The following is a 17,477-nucleotide window of genomic DNA, read 5'->3' as shown; positions in this document are numbered from 1 at the left end:
CAGCCCTCCCGGACGGCGCCGGGGTCGTCGCTCCCTGCTGCGAGGGTGACGCCGTGAAGCTGCTGACCGCGACGTCCCGGGGCCAGGGCGGCCACCCGGGCGACTTCTGCCACGCCGTCGAGGGGGAACTCGTCCTCGTGGGCGACGCGTGTGCCGCCGACCGCGCCGATCGGCGACGGTGGCTGCGGGTGTGGGCGGTCCTTCTCCGGCATGAACTCGCACCGCGCGACGACCACGGCCGTGGTGCGGGAGGTGGACCTGTCCTACGAGGACCTGCGGCTGGCCGTGGCGGGGTTCTTCATCGACGGCGGGTGCACGCCCGACCTGGTGGGCGAGGAGGACTTCGCCGACCTCGTCGACCAGGTCGTCGAGGAGACGGTGAGCTTCGGGGAGCCCTGGCCCGTGGGCACCGTCGTGGGCCGGCGACTGGACTGGGTGAGCCGACGATCGCGTCCGACGGAGGCGGAGGACCACGCCGGGCCCGGGCGACGCGTGACCCGCCGCCGGCGCGGCCGGAGACGCCGGAGGGCGGGGTCGGCAGCCGCTGCTGCCTCCCCCGCCCTCCGCGCAGCCGGGTCGCCGGTCAGGCGGCCGCCGCGGGCGCCTGCATCTCGGCCAGCAGGCGACGGCGGACCTTCGGCCCGCCGGTGCTCGCCTTGTAGAGCTTGACCAGCTGGGTCGGCAGGTTCCGCCACGTGGTCTGGTCCAGCCAGCCGTTCGGCAGCGACAGCCGGATGATCTTGTGCCAGGCCGACGCGACCTGCTTCGGCAGGGGCGCAGCGTGGTAGTTGAGCCCGTAGCGGTCGAACAGGTCCTTCACCTTCGGGGCGATCTCGGCGTACCGGTTGCTGGGCAGGTCCGGGAACAGGTGGTGCTCGATCTGGTGGGACAGGTTCCCGGTCATCAGGTGCATCGCCTTGGACCCGGAGATGTTGGCCGAGCCGAGCATCTGCCGCAGGTACCACTCGCCACGCGTCTCGCCGTCGATCGACTTCTTCTCGAAGGTCTCCACGCCCTCGGGGAAGTGCCCGCAGAGGATGACCGAGTTCGACCAGAGGTTGCGCACCAGGTTGGCCACGAAGTTGGCCGTCAGGGTCGCCAGGAAGTTGGGTCCGGACAGCAGCGGGTGGACGAGGTAGTCCTTGCGTGCCTGTCGGCCGATCTTGCGCAGCACGGCCTTGGCGTTGGCGCGGAAGGCCGGGTCGGCCCGCCGCTCCTTGGTGGCCAGGTTCTTGCCCAGCTCCAGGTCGTAGGCGGCGATCCCGTACTCGAAGAAGCAGGCGTTGATGAAGCTCCACAGCGGCTGCCCGAGGTACATCGGCAGCCACTTCTGGTCCTCGTCGACCCGCATGATGCCGTAGCCGAGGTCGTTGTCCTTGCCGATCACGTTCGTGTACGTGTGGTGCAGCTCGTTGTGCGAGTGCTTCCACTGGTCGGCCGGGCTGGCCATGTCCCACTCCCACGTCGTGGAGTGGATCTTCGGGTCGCGCATCCAGTCCCACTGGCCGTGCAGGATGTTGTGCCCGATCTCCATGTTGTCGAGGATCTTGGCCACCGACAGGCCGATCGTCCCCAGGATCCAGGCCGGCGGGAACCCCGAGGCCAGCAGCACGGCGCGGCTGCCCAGCTCGAGCTTGCGGTGGACGTCGATGACCTTGCGGATGTACGCCGCGTCGGCCTCGCCCCGGCTGTCGATGACCTCCTGGCGGATCTCGTCGAGCTCCTTGCCGATCAGCTCGATGTCGCCGGGGGTCAGGTGGGCGATGGGATTGACGGGCTTCTTCTGCAGCACGGTCACGCGGAGTCCTCCAGGGGTCGCGGTCTCAGGTCGCGGTCGGGTCAGTGGTCGATGGAGCAGGCGCCGGCGGCGGCGCTGATGCAGGTCTGGACGAGGACGCCGTCCCCGGGGGCGGCCGTGGTGACCTCGCCGGTGCGCAGGTCCCGGACGGCGCCCTCGCGCAGGGGCAGCACGCAGCCGTAGCAGATGCCCATGCGGCAGCCGCTGGGCATGAGGACGCCGGCCTCCTCGGCGGCGTCCAGGATCGGGGTCGCGCCGTCGGCCTCCAGCGTCGTGCCGGCCTGGGTGAAGGCGACCGTGCCGCCCTCGCCGGCGACGACGACCGCCGGCCGGAAGCGCTCGGTGAACAGCCGGTCGGCGAGGCCGGCCGCGGTCCAGTGCTCCTCCAGCGCCTCGAGCATCCCCACCGGGCCGCACGCCCAGGTCGCCCGCTCGGCCAGGTCGGGCACGAGCTCCTCGATCCCGGCGGCGTCGAGCAGCCCTTCGGTGTCGGTGTGCCGCTCCACCAGCCGCAGCCGGCCGGTGGCGGCCAGGGCGCGCAGCTCGGGCCCGAAGACGACGTCGTCCGGCGTCGGCGCGGAGTGCACGAGGACGACGTCGGTGAGGTCCGGGCGGTTGCGCAGGATGCCCATGACCGGGGTGATGCCCGAGCCGGCGGTGACGAACAGGACCTTGCCCTGCTCCTGCGGGACGACGAACTCGCCGGTCGCCTGGTCGAGGTGGACGAGGGTGCCGGGCGTGGTGCGGTGCACGAGGTGGTTGCTGACCCGGCCGTCGGGGATCGCCTTGACGGTGATGCTGATGCAGCCGTCGGCGCGGTCCAGGCCCGAGGTGAGGGAGTAGGCCCGCCACTGGCGGACGCCGTCGACGTCGACCCCGAGCCGCACCCACTGGCCGGGGACGTGGCCGCGCCAGTCCGCGCCCGGCCGGATGACCAGGGTGGCCGCGTCGCGCGTCTCGCGCTGCACCGCCTCGACGCGTCCGCGCAGGTCGGTGCCCGCCCGCAGGGGGTTGACCATGTCGAGGTAGTCGTCGGGCAGCAGCGGCGTCGTCACCAGCTCGGCGAGACGCAGGGCGCGGGCACGCAGGGCGGTCAGGGCCGGCCGGGCCGGGGTGGGGCGCGGGACGGTCGCGGTCATGCCATCGATCGTTCCCAGCGGTGCGTGCAATTACCTGTGCAGAGGACGTGAACCTCCGCCCGGATACTGTCTCCCGCGAACAACCCTGCGGGATCCGTGAGGTGGGCGTGGCGGCGGAGAGTGAGACCTTCACCCGGGAGGTGGCCACCGCCATGCGCGCGGAGTTGCCTCGCGTGGCCGAGCGGACGGTGGCCGCGATCGTCGTCGAGGTCCCCAGCTACGCCGAGGCGTTCCAGGGCGACATGGGGCGGGCCATCGAGAACGCGGTCCAGCTGGCGCTCGGGGGGTTCCTCGAACTGGCGACGGCGCACGGCGGCGCCGACCCCAGCCGGCCGATCGGGCCGGCCCTGGAGGGCGCCTACGCGCTCGGCCGCGGGGAGGCGAAGAGCGGCCGCACCATGGACGCGCTGCTGGCCGCCTACCGGGTGGGGGCGCGCGTGGCGTGGCGGCACATGAGCGAGACGGCGGTGGCCGCGGGCATGCCGTCGGACTCGCTGGCCCGCTTCGCCGAGCTGGTCTTCGCCTACATCGACCAGCTGTCGGCCTCCAGCGTCGCGGGCCACGCCGACCACCTGGCCACCAGCGGGCGGGTCCGCCGCCGTCACCTGGAGCGGCTGGCCGAGCTGCTGCTGACCGGTGGGCCGGCCTACGACCTGGTCGCGGCGGCCGAGCGCGCCGACTGGGCCCCACCGCGCACCCTCACCGCGGTGCTGCTGCCCGAGGCCCGGGCCCGCGGCGCGATGGCGGTGCTCGACGCGCGCACCCTGCAGGCGGGTGAGGACCTCCCCGGCGCGGAGCCGGAGACCGAGCGCGCGGTGCTGCTCGTCCCGGACGCCGAGGGCTTCGCCCGCGCGGGGCTGCTCAAGGCCCTGCGCGGCCGGGAGGCCGTCGTCGGGCCCGCGCGGCCCTGGCAGGATGCGCGCTCCTCCTACTCGCGGGCGCTGCGGGCGCTGCAGCTGGGCCTGCACCCGGACTGCGACGCCCCGGTGGACACCGAACAGCGGCTGGCCGAGCTGGTGCTGCGGGCCGACGGCGAGGCGCTGGCCGACCTGCGGGCGCAGGTCCTCGCGCCGCTCGACGACCTGGGCCCCGGCCCGCGGGAGAAGCTGCTCGAGACGCTGCGCTCCTGGCTGCTGAACCACGGGCGGCGGGAGAAGATCGCCGGGGAGCTGTTCGTCCACCCGCAGACGGTGCGCTACCGGATGCAGCAGCTGCGCGAGCTCTTCGGCGCCCGCCTCGACGACCCGCAGTGCGTGCTGGAGCTCACCCTCGCGCTGGGGACCCAGCGGCCCTAGGTACACCCAGGGCCTTCCTACGATCGCCGCCGTGATCAGCTTCCTGGTGGCGCACGGGTGGGAGAACCGCCGTCCGGCGGGGCACTGGCAGCACTGGCTGGCCGGGGAGCTGGCCGCCGCGGGTCACCCGGTCGTCTACCCGCAGTTCCCCTCCCCCGACGAGCCGGTGCTGGCCGAGTGGCAGGCCGAGCTGCGCCGGCACCTGGCCGCGCTGGACCCGGCCGGCGAGCGGGTGCTGGTCTGCCACAGCCTGGGCGTGCTGCTGTGGTGGCGGACCGCGGCGTCCCTGGGCGGCCTGCAGCCCGACCGCGTGCTGCTGGTGGCCCCGCCGTCGGTCGAGCGGTTGCGCGGGGAGCCCGCCGTCGCCACCTTCGTTGCCGGCGCGCTCCTGCCGCTCCCCGACGACGTCCGGCGGCGGGTGCGGTTGGTCGCCTCGGACGACGACCCCTACTGCCCGGGCGGGGCGCTGGAGGTGTTCGCCCGGCCGCACGGGCTGGACGTCGACGTGCTGCCCGGCGCCGGCCACCTGGCGATGGACGACGGGTACGGCGCGTGGCCGTCGGTGCTGCGCTGGTGCACCGACCCGGCCGTGCGGATCACCGCGCGGTGAACGCCCTGCTGGCGCACGCGTGGCCGCTGCTGGCCGGCGTTCCCGCCCCGGAGGTCGCGGCGACCGGCGCGACCGGGCTGGACGGCCCGCTGCCCGTGCCCGACCTGGCCGTGGGCGCCGTCGCGGCGCAGCTGCTCGCGGCCCGGCTGCTCACCCCCGGCGACCCCGTGCGGGTGGACGCCGCGCACGTCGGGCTCGCCTTCCGCAGCGAGCGGTACGCCGCGGTCGACGGCCGTCCGGTGGCGCCGGGGTTCCACCCGCTGTCCCGGTTCTGGCCGACCGCAGACGGCTGGTTGCGGCTGCACGCCAACTACCCGCACCACCGTGCCGCGGCGCTGCGCGTGCTCGGTGAGGACGCCGGGTCGGCGGCGCGGCGCTGGGCGGCGGAGGAGCTCGAGTCCGCGGTCGTGGCCGCCGGCGGCGCGGCGGGCGCGGTCCGCACGGCCGCGGCCTGGGCCGGGTCGCCGCAGGGGCGGGCCGTCGCGGCCGCGCCGCTGGTCGCGCTGCGGCGGACGGCCGACGGACCGGTGCGGGCGGCACCGGCGTCGGGCCTGCGGGTGCTCGACCTGACCCGCGTGATCGCCGGCCCGGTGGCCACCCGGACGCTGGCCTCGCACGGCGCCGACGTCCTGCGGGTCGACAGTCCGCGGCTGCCCGACGACCCCGGCTCGCTGGTCGACACCGGACCGGGCAAGCGGCACGCGGTGCTGGACCTGGCGGCCGCCGCCGACCGCCGGACGGCCGAGGAGCTCCTGGCCACCGCCGACGTCGTCGTGCAGGGCTACCGGCCCGGCGCGCTGGCCCGCTTCGGGCTGGACCCCGCGGCGCTGGCCGCGCGGCACCCGCACCTGGTCGTGGTCAGCCTCTCGGCGTGGGGCACCGAGGGCCCGTGGACACACCGGCGGGGCTTCGACTCGCTGGTGCAGGCCGCGACGGGCATCGCGCTCGAGTGCGGCTCCCCCGAGGCACCCGGCGTGCTGCCCGCCCAGGCGCTGGACCACGCGACCGGGCACCTGGCGGCGGCGACCGTGCTGGCCGCCGTGGCCCGCCGGCGCGACGAGGGTGGCGGCTGGCACGGGGAGCTCTCCCTCGCCCGGACGGCGCACGAGCTGCTCGCCCTGCCGCGGCGGGCACCGGAGGACGGCGAGCCGGCCGACCCGGCGCGGTACCTGCTGTCCCTGCCCTCGCCCGAGGGCACGGTGACGGTGGTGGCCCCGCCGGGGTCGCCGCCGTGGCGGACCGCCGCCGCGTTCGGCGTCCGCCCGTCGTGGCATGCCTAGCGGACTGGCAGTCCCCGTCCAGCTCCCTCACAGGGCACGCGGCCACGCTGGTGGTCGCTGGGGAGAGAGCGGGCAGGAGCACCCGTCACCACGCCACCCCCGGCGAACCGGGGACCGGCTCGAGGGCGTCGGTCCCCGCCGGGACGCGGAGCCCGCCATCCCCCGTTGTGCCGGGTTCCGCGTCCCCCTCGACCCGGCGCGCCGGCGCTTCCCCTTCGTCGGCGCGCCGGCGCACGGGTCGACAGCTCCCCCAGGGTCGGGTCCGGGGCTCCTCAGACCCCGATCGAACCCGCACCGGAGGCCCAGGCTCCGCACAGCCGCGCGGCCGAGGCTCGTCCCCGAGCGGCCCACCGGGGGCCGGGGAGGAGAGGAGGCCCCGATGGGCACCAGGACGAGCGAGGGCCGGATCCGGCGGCGCATGCGGATGCGGACACCGACCCCGCCGGCGGACCCCGACCTCCCGGCCGACCTGGCCGTGGCCGTGGCGGCCGCCGCGCTCGCCGAGCACCCGGGCGCGACGGTCGACCGGGTCGAGGTCGACTCCGCCGGGCTGTACACGGCGTTCCTCGTCACCGCCTACGGCGAGGACGTCGTCGTCCAGGTCGACCGGGACCTCACGGTCCTGGGCTGGCCGGCGTTCCCGCGCTGACCCGCCAGTCCGGCGGGTCGGCGGGCTGCAGCGCGGGGTCGTCGGCGGCGAGCGTGCGCACCGGGCCGGGCGGGGTGCGCGGCCCCTCGAAGCGGACCGTCACCCGCCCCAGTCCCCGGCCCCACACCCAGCCGGGGCCGAGCTCGTCGTGCCGCACGTCCTGCCCCGGCCACCACCGCGTCTCGGCGGCCGGAGCGGGTTCCTCGGCCGGCGCGGGCGCCTCGGCGGGGACGTCGTCGGCGAGGTCGGCCGGCTCGTCGTCGGCCGCGAACAGATCGCCCTGCGCGTAGAGCGACAGCCCGGAGACCCCGACGCCGAGCAGGCGCAGCCCACCCCCGGCGCCGGCCTCGGTGAGCAGCCGGCGGGCGATCGAGGCGATCACCCGGACGTCGTCGGTGGGCTGCGGCAGCGTCTGTGAGCGGGTCTGCGTGGTGAAGTCGTAGCGGCGCAGCTTGAGCGTCACCGTCCGCCCGGCGTAGGCCGACGCGTGCAGGCGGGCGGCCACCCGCGCGGCCATGGCGTCGATCTCCCGGCCGAGGACGGCGAGGTCGGTGAGGTCCCGCTCGAAGGTCTCCTCCTGCGAGATCGACTTGGCCTCGCGCTCGGCGACCACCGGCCGGTCGTCCTCGGCGCGGGCCAGCGCGTAGAGCCCCGCCCCGTGCGCCCGGCCGGCCAGCGCCACCAGGTCCGGCAGCGACTTCGCGGCCAGGTCGGCGACGGTGCGCACCCCGACCTGCCGCAGCCGCTCCGCGGTCGCCGGGCCCACGCCGCCCAGGCGGGTCACCGGCAGCGGGTGCAGCACGTCCAGCTCGCCGCCCGGGGGGACGACGACCAGCCCGTCGGGCTTGTCCAGGTCGGAGCCGATCTTGGCCATGAGCTTCGACGAGCCGATGCCCACCGACCCGGTCACCCCGCCGGTGGCCTCGGCGATCCGCTCCTTGAGCCGCCGGCCGAGCGCGGTCACGCCGTCCACCGACAGGTCGTGGCCCGGGCCGGCCGCGAGGTCGACGTAGGCCTCGTCCAGCGAGGCCGGCTCGACCAGTGGGGAGAGCTCCCGCAGCAGCTCCATGACGACGTCGGAGGTCCGCCGGTAGGCGGCGAACCGCCCGCCGAGGAACGCCGTCCCGGGCGGGCAGCGGCGCCGCGCCTCGGCGGTCGACATCGCCGACCGGGCGCCGTAGGCGCGCGCCTCGTAGGACGCCGTCGCCACCACGCCGCGCCCGCCCACGCCGCCGACCACCACCGGCCGCCCGCGCAGGGACGGCTTGTCGCGCTGCTCGACCGCGGCGAAGAAGGCGTCGAGGTCCAGGTGGAGGATGCTCGCCTCCCGCCGCACGCCCCACCTCCTCGCTGTCGCCGGCCGCTCCCCATGGTCGCCCGTCCTCCGAGCGGGTGAGTGCGGACGGGTCGGTGCCGGATCCGGTTGATCATCTCCCGCGTGGCTGCGACTGTCGGGGCCCACACCGACAGGGAGGAGCAGCGTGGCGGGAGTCCTCCTCGTCGTGGGGGCGATCGGCCTCGGCGTCCTCCTGCTGTCCCTGCTCGTCGGCGAGTTCGGCGACCTGGCCGGGGACGCCGACGGCCCGTTCTCGGTCCCGGCGCTGGCGGCGCTGGTCGGCGGGGTGGGCTTCGGCGGCGCCGCGGCCGCGTCCGTGCTGCCCGACGGGCTCCCGGACGCCGGCCGGCTGCTCGCCGCGCTGACCGTCGGGGCAGCCGTGGCGATCCCGCTCGCGTGGGGGGCGATCCGGCTCTCCCGCGCGCTGCGGGACATGCCCACCACCGAGACCCTCACGAAGGCCCACCTGGTCGGCCTGCAGGGCGTCGTGGTGTCCGCCGTCCCGAGCGGAGGACTCGGCGAGGTGCGCCTGACCGTCGCCGGCCAGCAGCTCAAGTACGCCGCGCGCAGCGACGTCCCGCTGCCCGCGGGCACGCCCGTGTACGTCGTCGAGGCGCTCAGCGAGACCGCCGTGCAGGTCGTCTCGACCGCGCCCGACCCCCTGCCCGAGACCGGAGGCACCGAACCGTGGACCTGACCCTGCTCATCGCCATCGGCGGCATCGCCGTCCTGGTGCTCCTGATCGTGGTGCTGGTCCTGTCCCGCATCAAGGTCGCCGGGCCCAACCAGGCGTTCATCGTGACCGGCCGCCAGGGACGCGAGGTCACCAGCGCCTCGGGGCTGACCTCCCGCGACGCGTCGGGCCAGAAGGTGGTCATGGGCGCCAGCGTCTTCGTCCTGCCGGTCGTGCAGAAGCTGCACACGATGGACCTGTCCAGCCGGCGCATCCCGGTCGGCATCCGCGGTGCGGTGTCCAAGCAGGGCGTCAAGTGCGACCTGGAGGGCGTGGCCATCGTCAAGGTCGGCGGCTCCGAGGACTCCATCCGCGCCGCCGCCCAGCGGTTCCTCAACCAGCAGGAGGGCATCGACACCTTCACCTCGGAGGTGCTGGCCGGTGCCCTGCGCTCCATCGTCGGCCGGCTGACGATCGAGGAGATCATCCGCGACCGGGCCGCGTTCGCCTCCGCCGTCGCCGAGGAGGCCGAGTCCTCGCTCACCGGGCAGGGGCTGGTGCTCGACACCTTCCAGCTGCAGGACATCCAGGCCGAGGGCAGCTACCTGGCCGACCTGGGCCGGCCCGAGGCGGCGCGGGTGCTCAAGGAGGCCAGCATCGCCGAGGCCCGGGCCCGGCAGGCCGCGCAGCAGGAGCAGCTGCTCGCCGACGAGGCGATCGCCGTCGCCCAGCGGCAGCTCGCGCTGCGCCAGGCGGAGATCACCGCGGAGACCGACGCGGCGAAGGCCCGTGCGGCCGCCAGCGGACCGCTGGCCCAGGCCGCGCAGGACCAGGCGATCCTCACCGAGCAGGAGAAGGTCGCCGTCCGGACCGCGGCGCTGACCGAGCGCCAGCTCGACACCCAGGTCCGCCGGCCCGCCGACGCTCAGCGCTACAAGGTCGAGCAGGAGGCCGAGGGCCGCAAGAACGCCGCGATCCTCGCCGCCGAGGCCCAGCGGCAGGGCACCATCGCCGCCGCCCAGGCCGCCGCCGAGCAGGCCAAGCTCTCCGGTGAGGGCGAGCGGGCCCGCCGGTCGGCGCTGGCCGAGGCCGAGGCGATCGAGGGCGCCAAGCGCGGTGAGGCCGAGCGGCTGCGCCGGCAGGCCATCGCCGACGCCGTCGAGCGGGAGGGCGCCGCGGAGGCGGCCGCCATCCTCGCCCGCGGGCAGGCGGAGGCCGAGGCGCTGGACGCACGCTCGGAGGCGTTCGCCAAGTACGGCGAGGCGGCGGTCCTCGAGATGCTGGTGAAGGTGCTGCCCCAGGTGGTGCAGGCGGCCGCGGCCCCGCTGTCGAGCGTGGACAAGATGACCGTCATCTCCGCCGACGGCGCCGGCTCCCTCGGCCGCTCGGTGGCCGCGAACGTGGCGCAGGGGCTGCAGCTCTCCGGTGACCTCACCGGGGTCGACGTCGCGGCGCTGCTGCGCCGGCTCGGGGGCGCGGGCGGTGCCGTGGCCGGGGGTGGCAGCGCACCCGCGGCGAGCGGTGCAGCCACCGCCGACGGCGCGGCCACCCGGATCCCGATCGTGCCGGCGGACGGGCAGCCGCCGGCGAGCTGACCGGGCTCCGGTCGGGAGTTCCCTGGCCGGGCCCGTCGGGACCGGCTCAGATCGGGTCCGGCCAGCTCTCCCGCTCGTGCGCCGCGCGCCAGAAATCCAGCTCGTAGCGGGTGGCGACGGTGAAGGCGCGCAGCATGGCCGGCTGCGTGCCGGGCGCCTCGCCGGCGGCCGCGTCGACCAGCGCGCGGGCGGTGCGGGCGGCCTCCTGGAACTCCGGGGCGTCGTAGGCGGCGACCCAGCGCAGGTACGGGTGCCCGGGGACGAGGGCCGCGGTCCGCGCCAGGCGCGCGCCGACGTCGGCGTACACCCAGTAGCAGGGCAGCGCGGCCGCGGCGGCGACCGCGTACGGAGCCGTCGCCGCCGCGGCCACCAGGTAGGAGACGTAGGCCAGGCAGGTCGGTGAGGGCACCGGGTCGCCGCCCGGCCGGTCGGCCGGGGGCAGCTCCGCGGCGAGCAGGTCGGCGTGCAGTTGGCGCTCGACCGTCGCGGTCGTGGCCGCCGAGGTCGCCCAGAAGGACGCGGCGGCCGAGTCCGGGGCGCGGGCGGCGAGCAGGGCCAGCGCCCGGGCGTAGTCCGCGAGGTAGAGCGCGTCCTGCTCCAGGTAGTGCCGGAACGTGGCCGGTGCCAGCGCGCCGGAGCCCAGCTCCGCGAGGAAGGGCAGGTCGTCGATGGCCGCGCGCAGGCCGGCGGTCGCGGCCCAGGCGCGCTCGGTGAACGGGGCCTCGACGGCGTCCCCGGGGAGGTCCGCGGCGGTGCTCACGACGGCCAGATCCCGGCGAAGTGGTGCACCGGCCCGTGCCCCGACCCGATGCCCAGGCCGGCCCCGGCGACCAGCGCGGTGTGCAGGAAGTCGCGCGCCGGGTCGACCAGCCGCGCCCAGTCGTCGGTGCGGCCGCGGGCGGCGAGCGCGGCGAGGGCCGAGGACAGCGTGCAACCGGTGCCGTGCGTCGCCGTCGTCCGCACCCGGGGACGGTGGGTCACGGTGACGCCGTCCGCGGTGGCCAGCACGTCGACGCTCTCCTCCCCGCCGAGGTGGCCGCCCTTGAGCAGCACCGCCCGCGGGCCGAGGGCCAGCAGCGCGGTGGCCTGCCCGGGGAGGTCGTCGACGCTCGTCGCCGGCGCCGCGTCGAGCAGCGCCGCCGCCTCGGGCACGTTGGGCGTGACGAGGTCGGTGACCGGCAGCAGGTCGGTGCGGACGGCGTCCACCGCAGCGTCGTCGATGAGCCGGTCGCCGCTGGTCGCCACCATCACGGGATCGCAGACGACCGGCCCCGCCCGGCGGTCGGCCAGCACCCGCGCCACGGTCCGGACCACCTCCGCGCTGCCCAGCATGCCGAGCTTGGTGGCGTGCACCTCGACGTCGTCCAGCAGGGTCTCGAGCTGCGCGGCGACGAACTCCGCCGGCACCGGGTGCACGCCGGTGACCCCGCGGGTGTTCTGCGCGGTGAGCGCGGTCAGCACCGCTGTCCCGTAGGCGCCCAGGGCGCTGAAGGTCTTCAGGTCGGCCTGGATGCCGGCGCCGCCGCTGGGATCGCTGCCCGCGACGGTGAGGGCGACCGGCACGCCGCTCATCGCTGGACCCCCACCGAGCGGCCCGCGTCGATCCGCGCCCGCAGCTCCCGGGCGGCGGCCGCGGGGTCGGGCGCGGCGCAGACCGCCGAGACGACGCAGATCCCGTCCACCCCGGTCGCCGCCACCTCCGCCGCCCTGGCGGTGTCGATCCCGCCGATCGCGACGGCGACCAGCCCCGCGGAGCGGGCGGCGGCCGCGAGCTCCCGGGTGCCCGCCAGGCCGAGGCCGGGAGCCGCGTCGGGCTTGGTCGGCGTCGCCCACACCGGGCCGATGCCGACCAGGTCCACGGTGCCCGGGGGCAGCGCCAGCGCGGCGTGCAGGTCCGGGGCGCAGGTGACGCTCAGCCCCAGCGGCGCGCCCGGGCCCAGCAGCCGCCGGACCTCGGCCGGCGGGAGGTCGTCCTGGCCGACGTGCACGCCCGCGCCGGCCAGCAGGGCGACGTCGACCGCGTCGTTGACCACGACCGCGACGTCGGGGCGGTCGACCAGCGCGGCCTGCACCGCCCGGGTGAGGGCGAGCAGCTGCCGCCGGGACGCCGTCTTGTCGCGCACCTGGACGGCGGTGACCCCACCGGCCACGGCGGCGCGGACGACGTCGGCGACCGGCCGGGGCCGGGCCAGCTCGGTGTCGGTGACCAGGTAGAGGGTCGGGTCGAACCCGTTCACCGCTCCTCCCGCACGTCCGCCCGGCTCAGGGACTCCCCGTCCAGGGCGTCGAGGGCGTCGAGCCAGGCCGGGGCGAAGGTGCCGGGCCCGTCGGCGACGTCGGCGGCGACCTCGGCGGCCAGCGCCACGTGCGCGTGCGCGGCCACGACGCCGGTCAGCGGGTCGTCGCAGACGGCGAGGTAGGCGGCGACCAGGGCGCCCAGCGCGCAGCCGGCGCCGGTGGTGCGGGTGAGCAGGACCGAGCCGCCGCCCACCCGCACGGTCCGCCGTCCGTCGGTGACCAGGTCCACCTCGCCGCTGACCGCCACCACTCCCCCGGTGCGCCGGGCCAGGCCGAGGGCGGCCTCGGAGGCGGCGTCGGTGCTGTGGGTGCTGTCCACCCCGCGGCCGCCGGTGCCGGCCCCGGCCAGCGCCAGGACCTCGGAGGCGTTGCCCCGGACGGCGGTGGGCCGCAGCTCGACCAGCTCGGCGGCCAGCGCCGTCCGGTAGGCCAGCGGACCGACCGCGACCGGGTCGAGCACCCACGGCGTCCCGGCCGCGCCGGCGGAGCGCGCGGCCAGCCGCATGGCCTCGGCGGTGCGCTCGTGCACCGTGCCGACGTTGACCAGCACCGCCGAGGCGACCGCGGCGAAGTCCCCGGCCTCCTGCGGCGCGTCCACCATCGCCGGCGCCGCGCCGGCGGCCAGCAGGGCGTTGGCCGTCATCGTCTGGACGACGGTGTTGGTCAGGCAGTGCACCAGCGGTGCAGCGGTGCGCAGCTCCTCGCGGGCCGCGCGCAGGTCGATGGCTCCCACGCCGTGACATCCCTTCGCCAGTACGAACTGGAGCAGGTTCGACGGGTGTGCTCTCAGCCCCGGGCGGGGGCACCCCGTGCCACTTACGACCCCGAACCTAACAACGTCGCTCCCAGGCCGGGCGGGTAGCCTCCGGGCCGTACCGCGGGAGCCCACCCGAGTGGGCTGAGAGGGCGGCTGGGGCCGTCGACCGTTCGAACCTGTCCGGGTCATGCCGGCGTAGGGAGGCCGTTCCATGCGTGCTGTCCGTTTCCACGGGGTCGGCGAACCCCTCGGCGTCGAGGACGTCGATCGGCCGCGGCCGGGTCCCGGGGAGGTGGTCCTCGACGTCGCCGCAGCGGGCGTCTGCGGGACCGAGCTGCACTTCCTCGACGGGCTGCTCACCCCGGCCCGGACGCCGATCACCCTGGGCCACGAGGTCGCGGGCGTCGTCGCCGAGCTGGGCGAGGACGTCGCCGGGCTCGCGGTGGGCGACCGGGTCGCCGTCCACTACCTGCACGCCTGCGGCCGTTGCCGGTGGTGCGCCGCCGGGGACGACCACCTCTGCGACGCGCCGCTCGGGTTCCTGACCTTCGCCACCGACGGCGGATTCGCCGAGCAGCTCGTCGTCCCGGCGACGGCGGTGGTGCCCGTGCCGGACGGCGTGGACCTGCCCACCGCCGCGACCCTGTGCTGCAGCGCGACGACGGCGCTGCACGCGGTCAGCGTGGCCGGGGTGGGCCCCGGCGCGGACGCGGTCGTCTACGGCGCCGGCGGGGTCGGTCTCGCGCTCGTGCAGGTGCTGCGGGAGGCCGGCGCCCGCGTCATCGCTGTCGCCCGCTCCCGGGAGCGGCTGGAGCTGGCCACCGAGCTCGGGGCCGCGGTGACGGTGGACGCCTCGACGCAGGACGTGGCCGGCGCCGTCCGCGAGGCCACCGGCGGCCGCGGCGCCGACGTGGTGTTCGAGCTCGTCGGCACCCGGGACACCGGCGCCGCCGCGCTCGCCTCCCTCGGCAAGGGCGGCACCCTCGTCTACGTCGGCTACAGCTTCGACCGGGTCGAGATCGACCCGCTGGCGATGGTGGTGCCCGAGCAGCGGATCGTGACGTCGGTCGGCAACCGGCGCGCCGAGCTGGTCGAGGCCCTGGACCTCGCGGCCCGCGGTCGCCTGGTGACGACGGTGACGACCCACCCGCTCGACGACGCCGTGCGGGTGCTCGACGACCTGCGTGCCGGCCGGGTGCTCGGCCGGGCGGTACTCGTGCCCTGAGCGGGGTGGACGGTCAGGGCGACCCGGCCGCGCGGCGAGATACGACTGCGGCTGAGACCGAGTCCGCGTCAGTCGGTGCCGGTGAGCGTGGTCGAGGGCAGCCAGTCGGCGTCGAGCAGCTCGGCGATCTCCTGCAGGGACGACGTGTCCGCGCCCGCGGTCGAGCCGCTGACCGCCAGCCGCTCCACCATCACCCGCGCGACCTGCTCCTCGACGGTGTCCTCGGCGAACGCCACCCGCCACGGCGAGACCTGCCCGTCGCGGTGGGTGCGGCCGGTGACCTGGCGGGCCTGGATGCCGGAGAACCGCGGCTGGTGGAACAGCCCGACCCGCGGCGTGGCCGATGCGTGCGTCCCGTCGGGCAGCAGTTCGCCGGCGTGCAGGCTGATCGACGCGGTCACCGTGAAGACGCACACGGGCGCGGCGCCGGTCTGGAACCGCAGCCGCTCGGCCTCGACGTCGAACCGGTCGCGTCCGTAGATGGCGGCCACGGCGACGCCCGAGTCCAGCAGCGCCTCCCGGATCGGGTCGGCCGCCGTCTCCACGAACTCCACCGAGACGGCGACCTGCCGCTCGGCCTCCACCTGCGCCTTGACCCAGTCGACGGTGGCCTGTGCGCGGATCAGCCCGGCCTTCTGCCGGAACCGCAGCAGCGCCGCCCGGCCCCGCGCGGTCTGCCGGCCGCGGCGGGCCAGCTGCATCTCGGCGCGGAACTCCTGCCACTCCGACTCGTAGGCGGCCCGCTCGGCCGGCGTCAGCGACACCGGCGTCCCGGTGACCGACACCGGGCCCCACGGCGCCGGGCGGTGCAGCGTCGCCGGCGGGGAGCCCTCGGCCAGCCAGTCCTGCAGCCGGGCGAGGTCGGCGCGGCGGCGGTCGGCGTCCTCGGTCCAGGTCCAGCCGTACCGGCCCCGTTCCACGTGGAACCCGTGGTCGGCGAGCTTCGCCGGCAGGTCGGCCCACGAGCGCAGCGGCTCGCCGTGCCGCTGGGCGAACTGCGGCGCCAGGTAGGGCAGCTCCAGCGGCGTGTGCGCGGGGGTGGCGGTGGCCGCGATGACGAACGGCGCGTCCTTCACCCGGCCGGCGCCGGAGACCGCCTTCCAGTGCTTCCACCGCTGCGTCGTCGTGTGCCGCACCATGTGTGCCTCGTCGGCGATGACGACGTCGAACCGGAGCTTGGCGACCTTCGCCAGGCGGTCCCACGTGGTCACGCACCAGCGCAGGCCGCCGTCGCCGAAGCCGGCGATCGACCGCGTCCAGTGCGGGATGGTGATCGCCGCCGGGCGGTCGGCGACGACCAGCACCGTGCGGCCGCCGCGCTGCGCCGCGACCTCCCGGGCGGCCAGGACGGCGGTGCCGGTCTTGCCCACGCCGGGGTCGTCACCGAGCAGGAAGACCCGGTGCCCGGCCTTCGCCGACGCGGCGATCGCGGCCGCACCGGTGAGCTGCTCGTCGCGCGGCTGCATGGGGCGGCCGGTGGGGAGCGGGCGCGGCGTGGCGTTGAGCTCGTCCTCGAGGAAGCGCTCGAACGTGTACGGCGGCGGGTCGTAGGGCGCCAGCTCCGGCGGCAGTTCGCGGCCGACGTACACGTGGGCCTGCAGGTCCGGGCGCCACTGGGCTCCGGGTGCCGGGGCGCGGAACGGGACGGCGAGCACCCACACCCGCTCCCCCGGGCCGGCGACCGGGCGCTCCGGAGCCGGCTTCGCGGTGCGGCGGGCCGGTGCCGCGCGGCGGGCGGCGGTGCGGGTGGTGCTGCGGGTGGTGGTCGAGCGGCTCGTCGTGCGGCGACGCCGTCCGGGCATGGGTGTGCTCCCCCTCCGTCGGCGCGGACGCCGACCGGTGTCTTCGTCGGCCGTCGACGGTAGGTGGGGCGGACGACGGGATCTGGTGGAATCGCCGGGTGACGGAGAACTCCGAGGAACGGCTGCACGCCCGGACGCTGGGCGAGCGCGGCCCGCGGGTGGTCTTCGTACACGGCCTGTTCGGTCAGGGCAAGAACTGGACGACGGCCGCGAAGGGCCTCTCCGGCGACCACCGGGTGACCCTCCTGGACCTGCCCAACCACGGGCACTCGCCGTGGACCGAACGGGTCGACTACCTCGACATGGCCGGGATGGTCGCCGACGAGCTGCGGTCGTTCGCCGAACCGGTCACCCTCGTCGGGCACTCGATGGGCGGCAAGGTGGCGATGCAGGTCGCGCTGCGGCACCCGGAGCTGCTGCGCGCGCTGGTCGTCGTCGACATCTCCCCCACCGAGTACCCGGTGTCCGGCGGACGCACCGACGACCCCGACGAGGAGGCCTCCCCCTTCGCCGCGTACATCGCCGCCATGCGCGCGCTGGACCTCGGCGCGCTGAGGACCCGCGAGGACGCCGACGCCGCGCTGCGCACCGTCGTCCCGAGCCGGATGGTCCGCTCCTTCCTGCTGCAGAGCCTGGTCCGCGAGGGCCTCGGTGCGGACGGCGGATGGCGCTGGCGGCTGAACCTGGAGCTGCTGGAGCGCGACCTCGGGGAGCTGCGGGGGTTCCCCGAGCCGCCCCCGGGCGCCCGCTACGACGGTCCGGTGCTGTGGATCGCGGGCGCGAACTCGCACTACGTGCTCCCCGAGGACCGCGCGCGGATGGAGGAGCTGTTCCCGGCCACCCGGTTGGTGCGGGTCAAGAACGCCGGCCACTGGGTGCACTCGGAGCAGCCGCAGGTGTTCCTGGAGGCGCTGAAGCGGTTCCTGGAGCGCGTCGAGGGCTGAGCCGGCCCCGGGGCAGCCCGGCGCCGTCCTCGCCGTGTGGTCGCCGGACACGCGCTGCACCGCGGGTTCGGCGACC

General features: G+C 76.3%; 17 protein-coding genes, 1 pseudogene and 1 riboswitch. Of the genes and pseudogenes, 10 read left to right on the top strand and 8 right to left on the bottom strand.

The window, feature by feature from the left end; genetic code table 11:
* Positions 1-53: 53 nt before the first annotated feature.
* Together ACI79D_RS20305 and ACI79D_RS20300 are read left to right on the top strand one after the other, a co-directional pair.
* A pseudogene (locus ACI79D_RS20305) lies at positions 54-161 on the top strand (DUF7715 family protein); the annotation flags it as partial.
* Positions 151-669, top strand: coding sequence for a DUF7715 family protein (locus ACI79D_RS20300; protein WP_456920289.1), 519 nt, complete (start codon positions 151-153; stop codon positions 667-669). The pseudogene ACI79D_RS20305 and the gene ACI79D_RS20300, both read left to right, overlap by 11 nt.
* Here ACI79D_RS20300 and ACI79D_RS20295 read toward each other — a convergent pair.
* Positions 584-1,798: a fatty acid desaturase family protein gene (locus ACI79D_RS20295; protein WP_456920288.1), complete on the bottom strand. Its 1,215-nt coding sequence runs from the start codon at positions 1,796-1,798 to the stop codon at positions 584-586. The two genes, ACI79D_RS20300 and ACI79D_RS20295, sit on opposite strands and share 86 nt — an antisense overlap.
* A 41-nt stretch (positions 1,799-1,839) precedes the next feature.
* On the bottom strand, positions 1,840-2,937 hold the full coding sequence (locus ACI79D_RS20290) for a ferredoxin reductase (protein ID WP_456920287.1): 1,098 nt from the start codon (positions 2,935-2,937) through the stop codon (positions 1,840-1,842).
* 107 nt (positions 2,938-3,044) lie between these two features.
* Between ACI79D_RS20290 and ACI79D_RS20285 the strand changes: the two genes are divergently transcribed.
* From ACI79D_RS20285 to ACI79D_RS20270, 4 genes are all read left to right on the top strand, one after another.
* Positions 3,045-4,232, top strand: coding sequence for a PucR family transcriptional regulator (locus ACI79D_RS20285; RefSeq protein WP_456920286.1), 1,188 nt, complete (start codon positions 3,045-3,047; stop codon positions 4,230-4,232).
* A 31-nt stretch (positions 4,233-4,263) separates the two neighbouring features.
* A complete protein-coding gene (locus tag ACI79D_RS20280; RefSeq protein ID WP_456920285.1) occupies positions 4,264-4,842 on the top strand; it encodes an RBBP9/YdeN family alpha/beta hydrolase in 579 nt (192 codons plus the stop codon).
* The gene (locus ACI79D_RS20275; RefSeq protein ID WP_456920284.1) at positions 4,839-6,122 is read left to right on the top strand and encodes a CoA transferase; all 1,284 of its coding nucleotides are present in this window, start codon (positions 4,839-4,841) and stop codon (positions 6,120-6,122) included. Before ACI79D_RS20280 ends, ACI79D_RS20275 begins: the two co-directional genes overlap by 4 nt.
* A 379-nt stretch (positions 6,123-6,501) precedes the next feature.
* Positions 6,502-6,771, top strand: a complete 270-nt coding sequence (locus ACI79D_RS20270; protein WP_456920283.1) for a hypothetical protein — start codon at positions 6,502-6,504, stop codon at positions 6,769-6,771.
* On the opposite strand, the gene ACI79D_RS20265 is transcribed toward ACI79D_RS20270, so the two are convergent.
* Positions 6,737-8,107 carry a DNA polymerase IV gene (locus ACI79D_RS20265; protein ID WP_456920282.1) on the bottom strand — a complete coding sequence of 457 codons (1,371 nt, stop codon included), beginning with the start codon at positions 8,105-8,107 and terminating at the stop codon, positions 6,737-6,739. The genes ACI79D_RS20270 and ACI79D_RS20265 overlap by 35 nt on opposite strands.
* A gap of 145 nt (positions 8,108-8,252) precedes the next feature.
* On the opposite strand from ACI79D_RS20265, the gene ACI79D_RS20260 reads away from it, so the two are divergent.
* A complete protein-coding gene (locus ACI79D_RS20260) occupies positions 8,253-8,804 on the top strand; it encodes an NfeD family protein (RefSeq protein ID WP_456920281.1) in 552 nt (183 codons plus the stop codon).
* On the top strand, positions 8,795-10,375 hold the full coding sequence (locus ACI79D_RS20255) for a flotillin family protein (RefSeq protein ID WP_456920280.1): 1,581 nt from the start codon (positions 8,795-8,797) through the stop codon (positions 10,373-10,375). The genes ACI79D_RS20260 and ACI79D_RS20255 overlap by 10 nt, the downstream gene beginning before the upstream one ends.
* Positions 10,376-10,421: 46 nt before the next feature.
* Here the strand turns inward: ACI79D_RS20255 and ACI79D_RS20250 are convergent, their stop codons facing one another.
* The 4 genes from ACI79D_RS20250 to thiM form a co-directional block, all read right to left on the bottom strand.
* Positions 10,422-11,135 (bottom strand): TenA family protein, encoded by a 714-nt coding sequence (locus ACI79D_RS20250; RefSeq protein ID WP_456920279.1) that lies wholly within the window; start codon positions 11,133-11,135, stop codon positions 10,422-10,424.
* Positions 11,132-11,947 carry a bifunctional hydroxymethylpyrimidine kinase/phosphomethylpyrimidine kinase gene (gene thiD, locus ACI79D_RS20245; RefSeq protein WP_456920278.1) on the bottom strand — a complete coding sequence of 272 codons (816 nt, stop codon included), beginning with the start codon at positions 11,945-11,947 and terminating at the stop codon, positions 11,132-11,134. The genes ACI79D_RS20250 and thiD overlap by 4 nt, the downstream gene beginning before the upstream one ends.
* The gene (gene thiE, locus ACI79D_RS20240) at positions 11,944-12,612 is read right to left on the bottom strand and encodes a thiamine phosphate synthase (RefSeq protein WP_456920277.1); all 669 of its coding nucleotides are present in this window, start codon (positions 12,610-12,612) and stop codon (positions 11,944-11,946) included. Before thiE ends, thiD begins: the two co-directional genes overlap by 4 nt.
* A complete protein-coding gene (thiM, locus tag ACI79D_RS20235; RefSeq protein ID WP_456920276.1) occupies positions 12,609-13,406 on the bottom strand; it encodes a hydroxyethylthiazole kinase in 798 nt (265 codons plus the stop codon). The genes thiE and thiM overlap by 4 nt, the downstream gene beginning before the upstream one ends.
* Positions 13,399-13,493, bottom strand: a riboswitch (TPP riboswitch). Its footprint overlaps the gene before it by 8 nt.
* 148 nt (positions 13,494-13,641) lie before the next feature.
* Between thiM and ACI79D_RS20230 the strand changes: the two genes are divergently transcribed.
* Positions 13,642-14,655, top strand: coding sequence for an alcohol dehydrogenase catalytic domain-containing protein (locus ACI79D_RS20230; RefSeq protein ID WP_456920275.1), 1,014 nt, complete (start codon positions 13,642-13,644; stop codon positions 14,653-14,655).
* Positions 14,656-14,723: 68 nt separating this feature from the next.
* On the opposite strand, the gene ACI79D_RS20225 is transcribed toward ACI79D_RS20230, so the two are convergent.
* The gene (locus tag ACI79D_RS20225) at positions 14,724-16,457 is read right to left on the bottom strand and encodes a helicase (RefSeq protein ID WP_456920274.1); all 1,734 of its coding nucleotides are present in this window, start codon (positions 16,455-16,457) and stop codon (positions 14,724-14,726) included.
* Positions 16,458-16,555: 98 nt separating this feature from the next.
* On the opposite strand from ACI79D_RS20225, the gene ACI79D_RS20220 reads away from it, so the two are divergent.
* Positions 16,556-17,401 carry an alpha/beta fold hydrolase gene (locus ACI79D_RS20220; RefSeq protein ID WP_456920273.1) on the top strand — a complete coding sequence of 282 codons (846 nt, stop codon included), beginning with the start codon at positions 16,556-16,558 and terminating at the stop codon, positions 17,399-17,401.
* Positions 17,402-17,477: the final 76 nt, after the last annotated feature.

The sequence above is a fragment of the Geodermatophilus sp. SYSU D00708 genome (genome assembly GCF_054050115.1).
The sequence above is the reverse complement of the archived record's forward strand: the minus strand, read 5'-3'. Positions and strand labels throughout refer to the sequence as shown.

What these genes read in the sequence shown, in the direction of transcription:
- ACI79D_RS20270 (WP_456920283.1), top strand. Translation starts at nt 6,502, where the DNA reads ATGGGCACCAGGACGAGCGAGGGCCGGATCCGGCGGCGCATGCGGATG.
- ACI79D_RS20225 (WP_456920274.1), bottom strand. Translation starts at nt 16,457, where the DNA reads ATGCCCGGACGGCGTCGCCGCACGACGAGCCGCTCGACCACCACCCGC.
- ACI79D_RS20290 (WP_456920287.1), bottom strand. Translation starts at nt 2,937, where the DNA reads ATGACCGCGACCGTCCCGCGCCCCACCCCGGCCCGGCCGGCCCTGACC.
- thiD (WP_456920278.1), bottom strand. Translation starts at nt 11,947, where the DNA reads ATGAGCGGCGTGCCGGTCGCCCTCACCGTCGCGGGCAGCGATCCCAGC.
- ACI79D_RS20230 (WP_456920275.1), top strand. Translation starts at nt 13,642, where the DNA reads ATGCGTGCTGTCCGTTTCCACGGGGTCGGCGAACCCCTCGGCGTCGAG.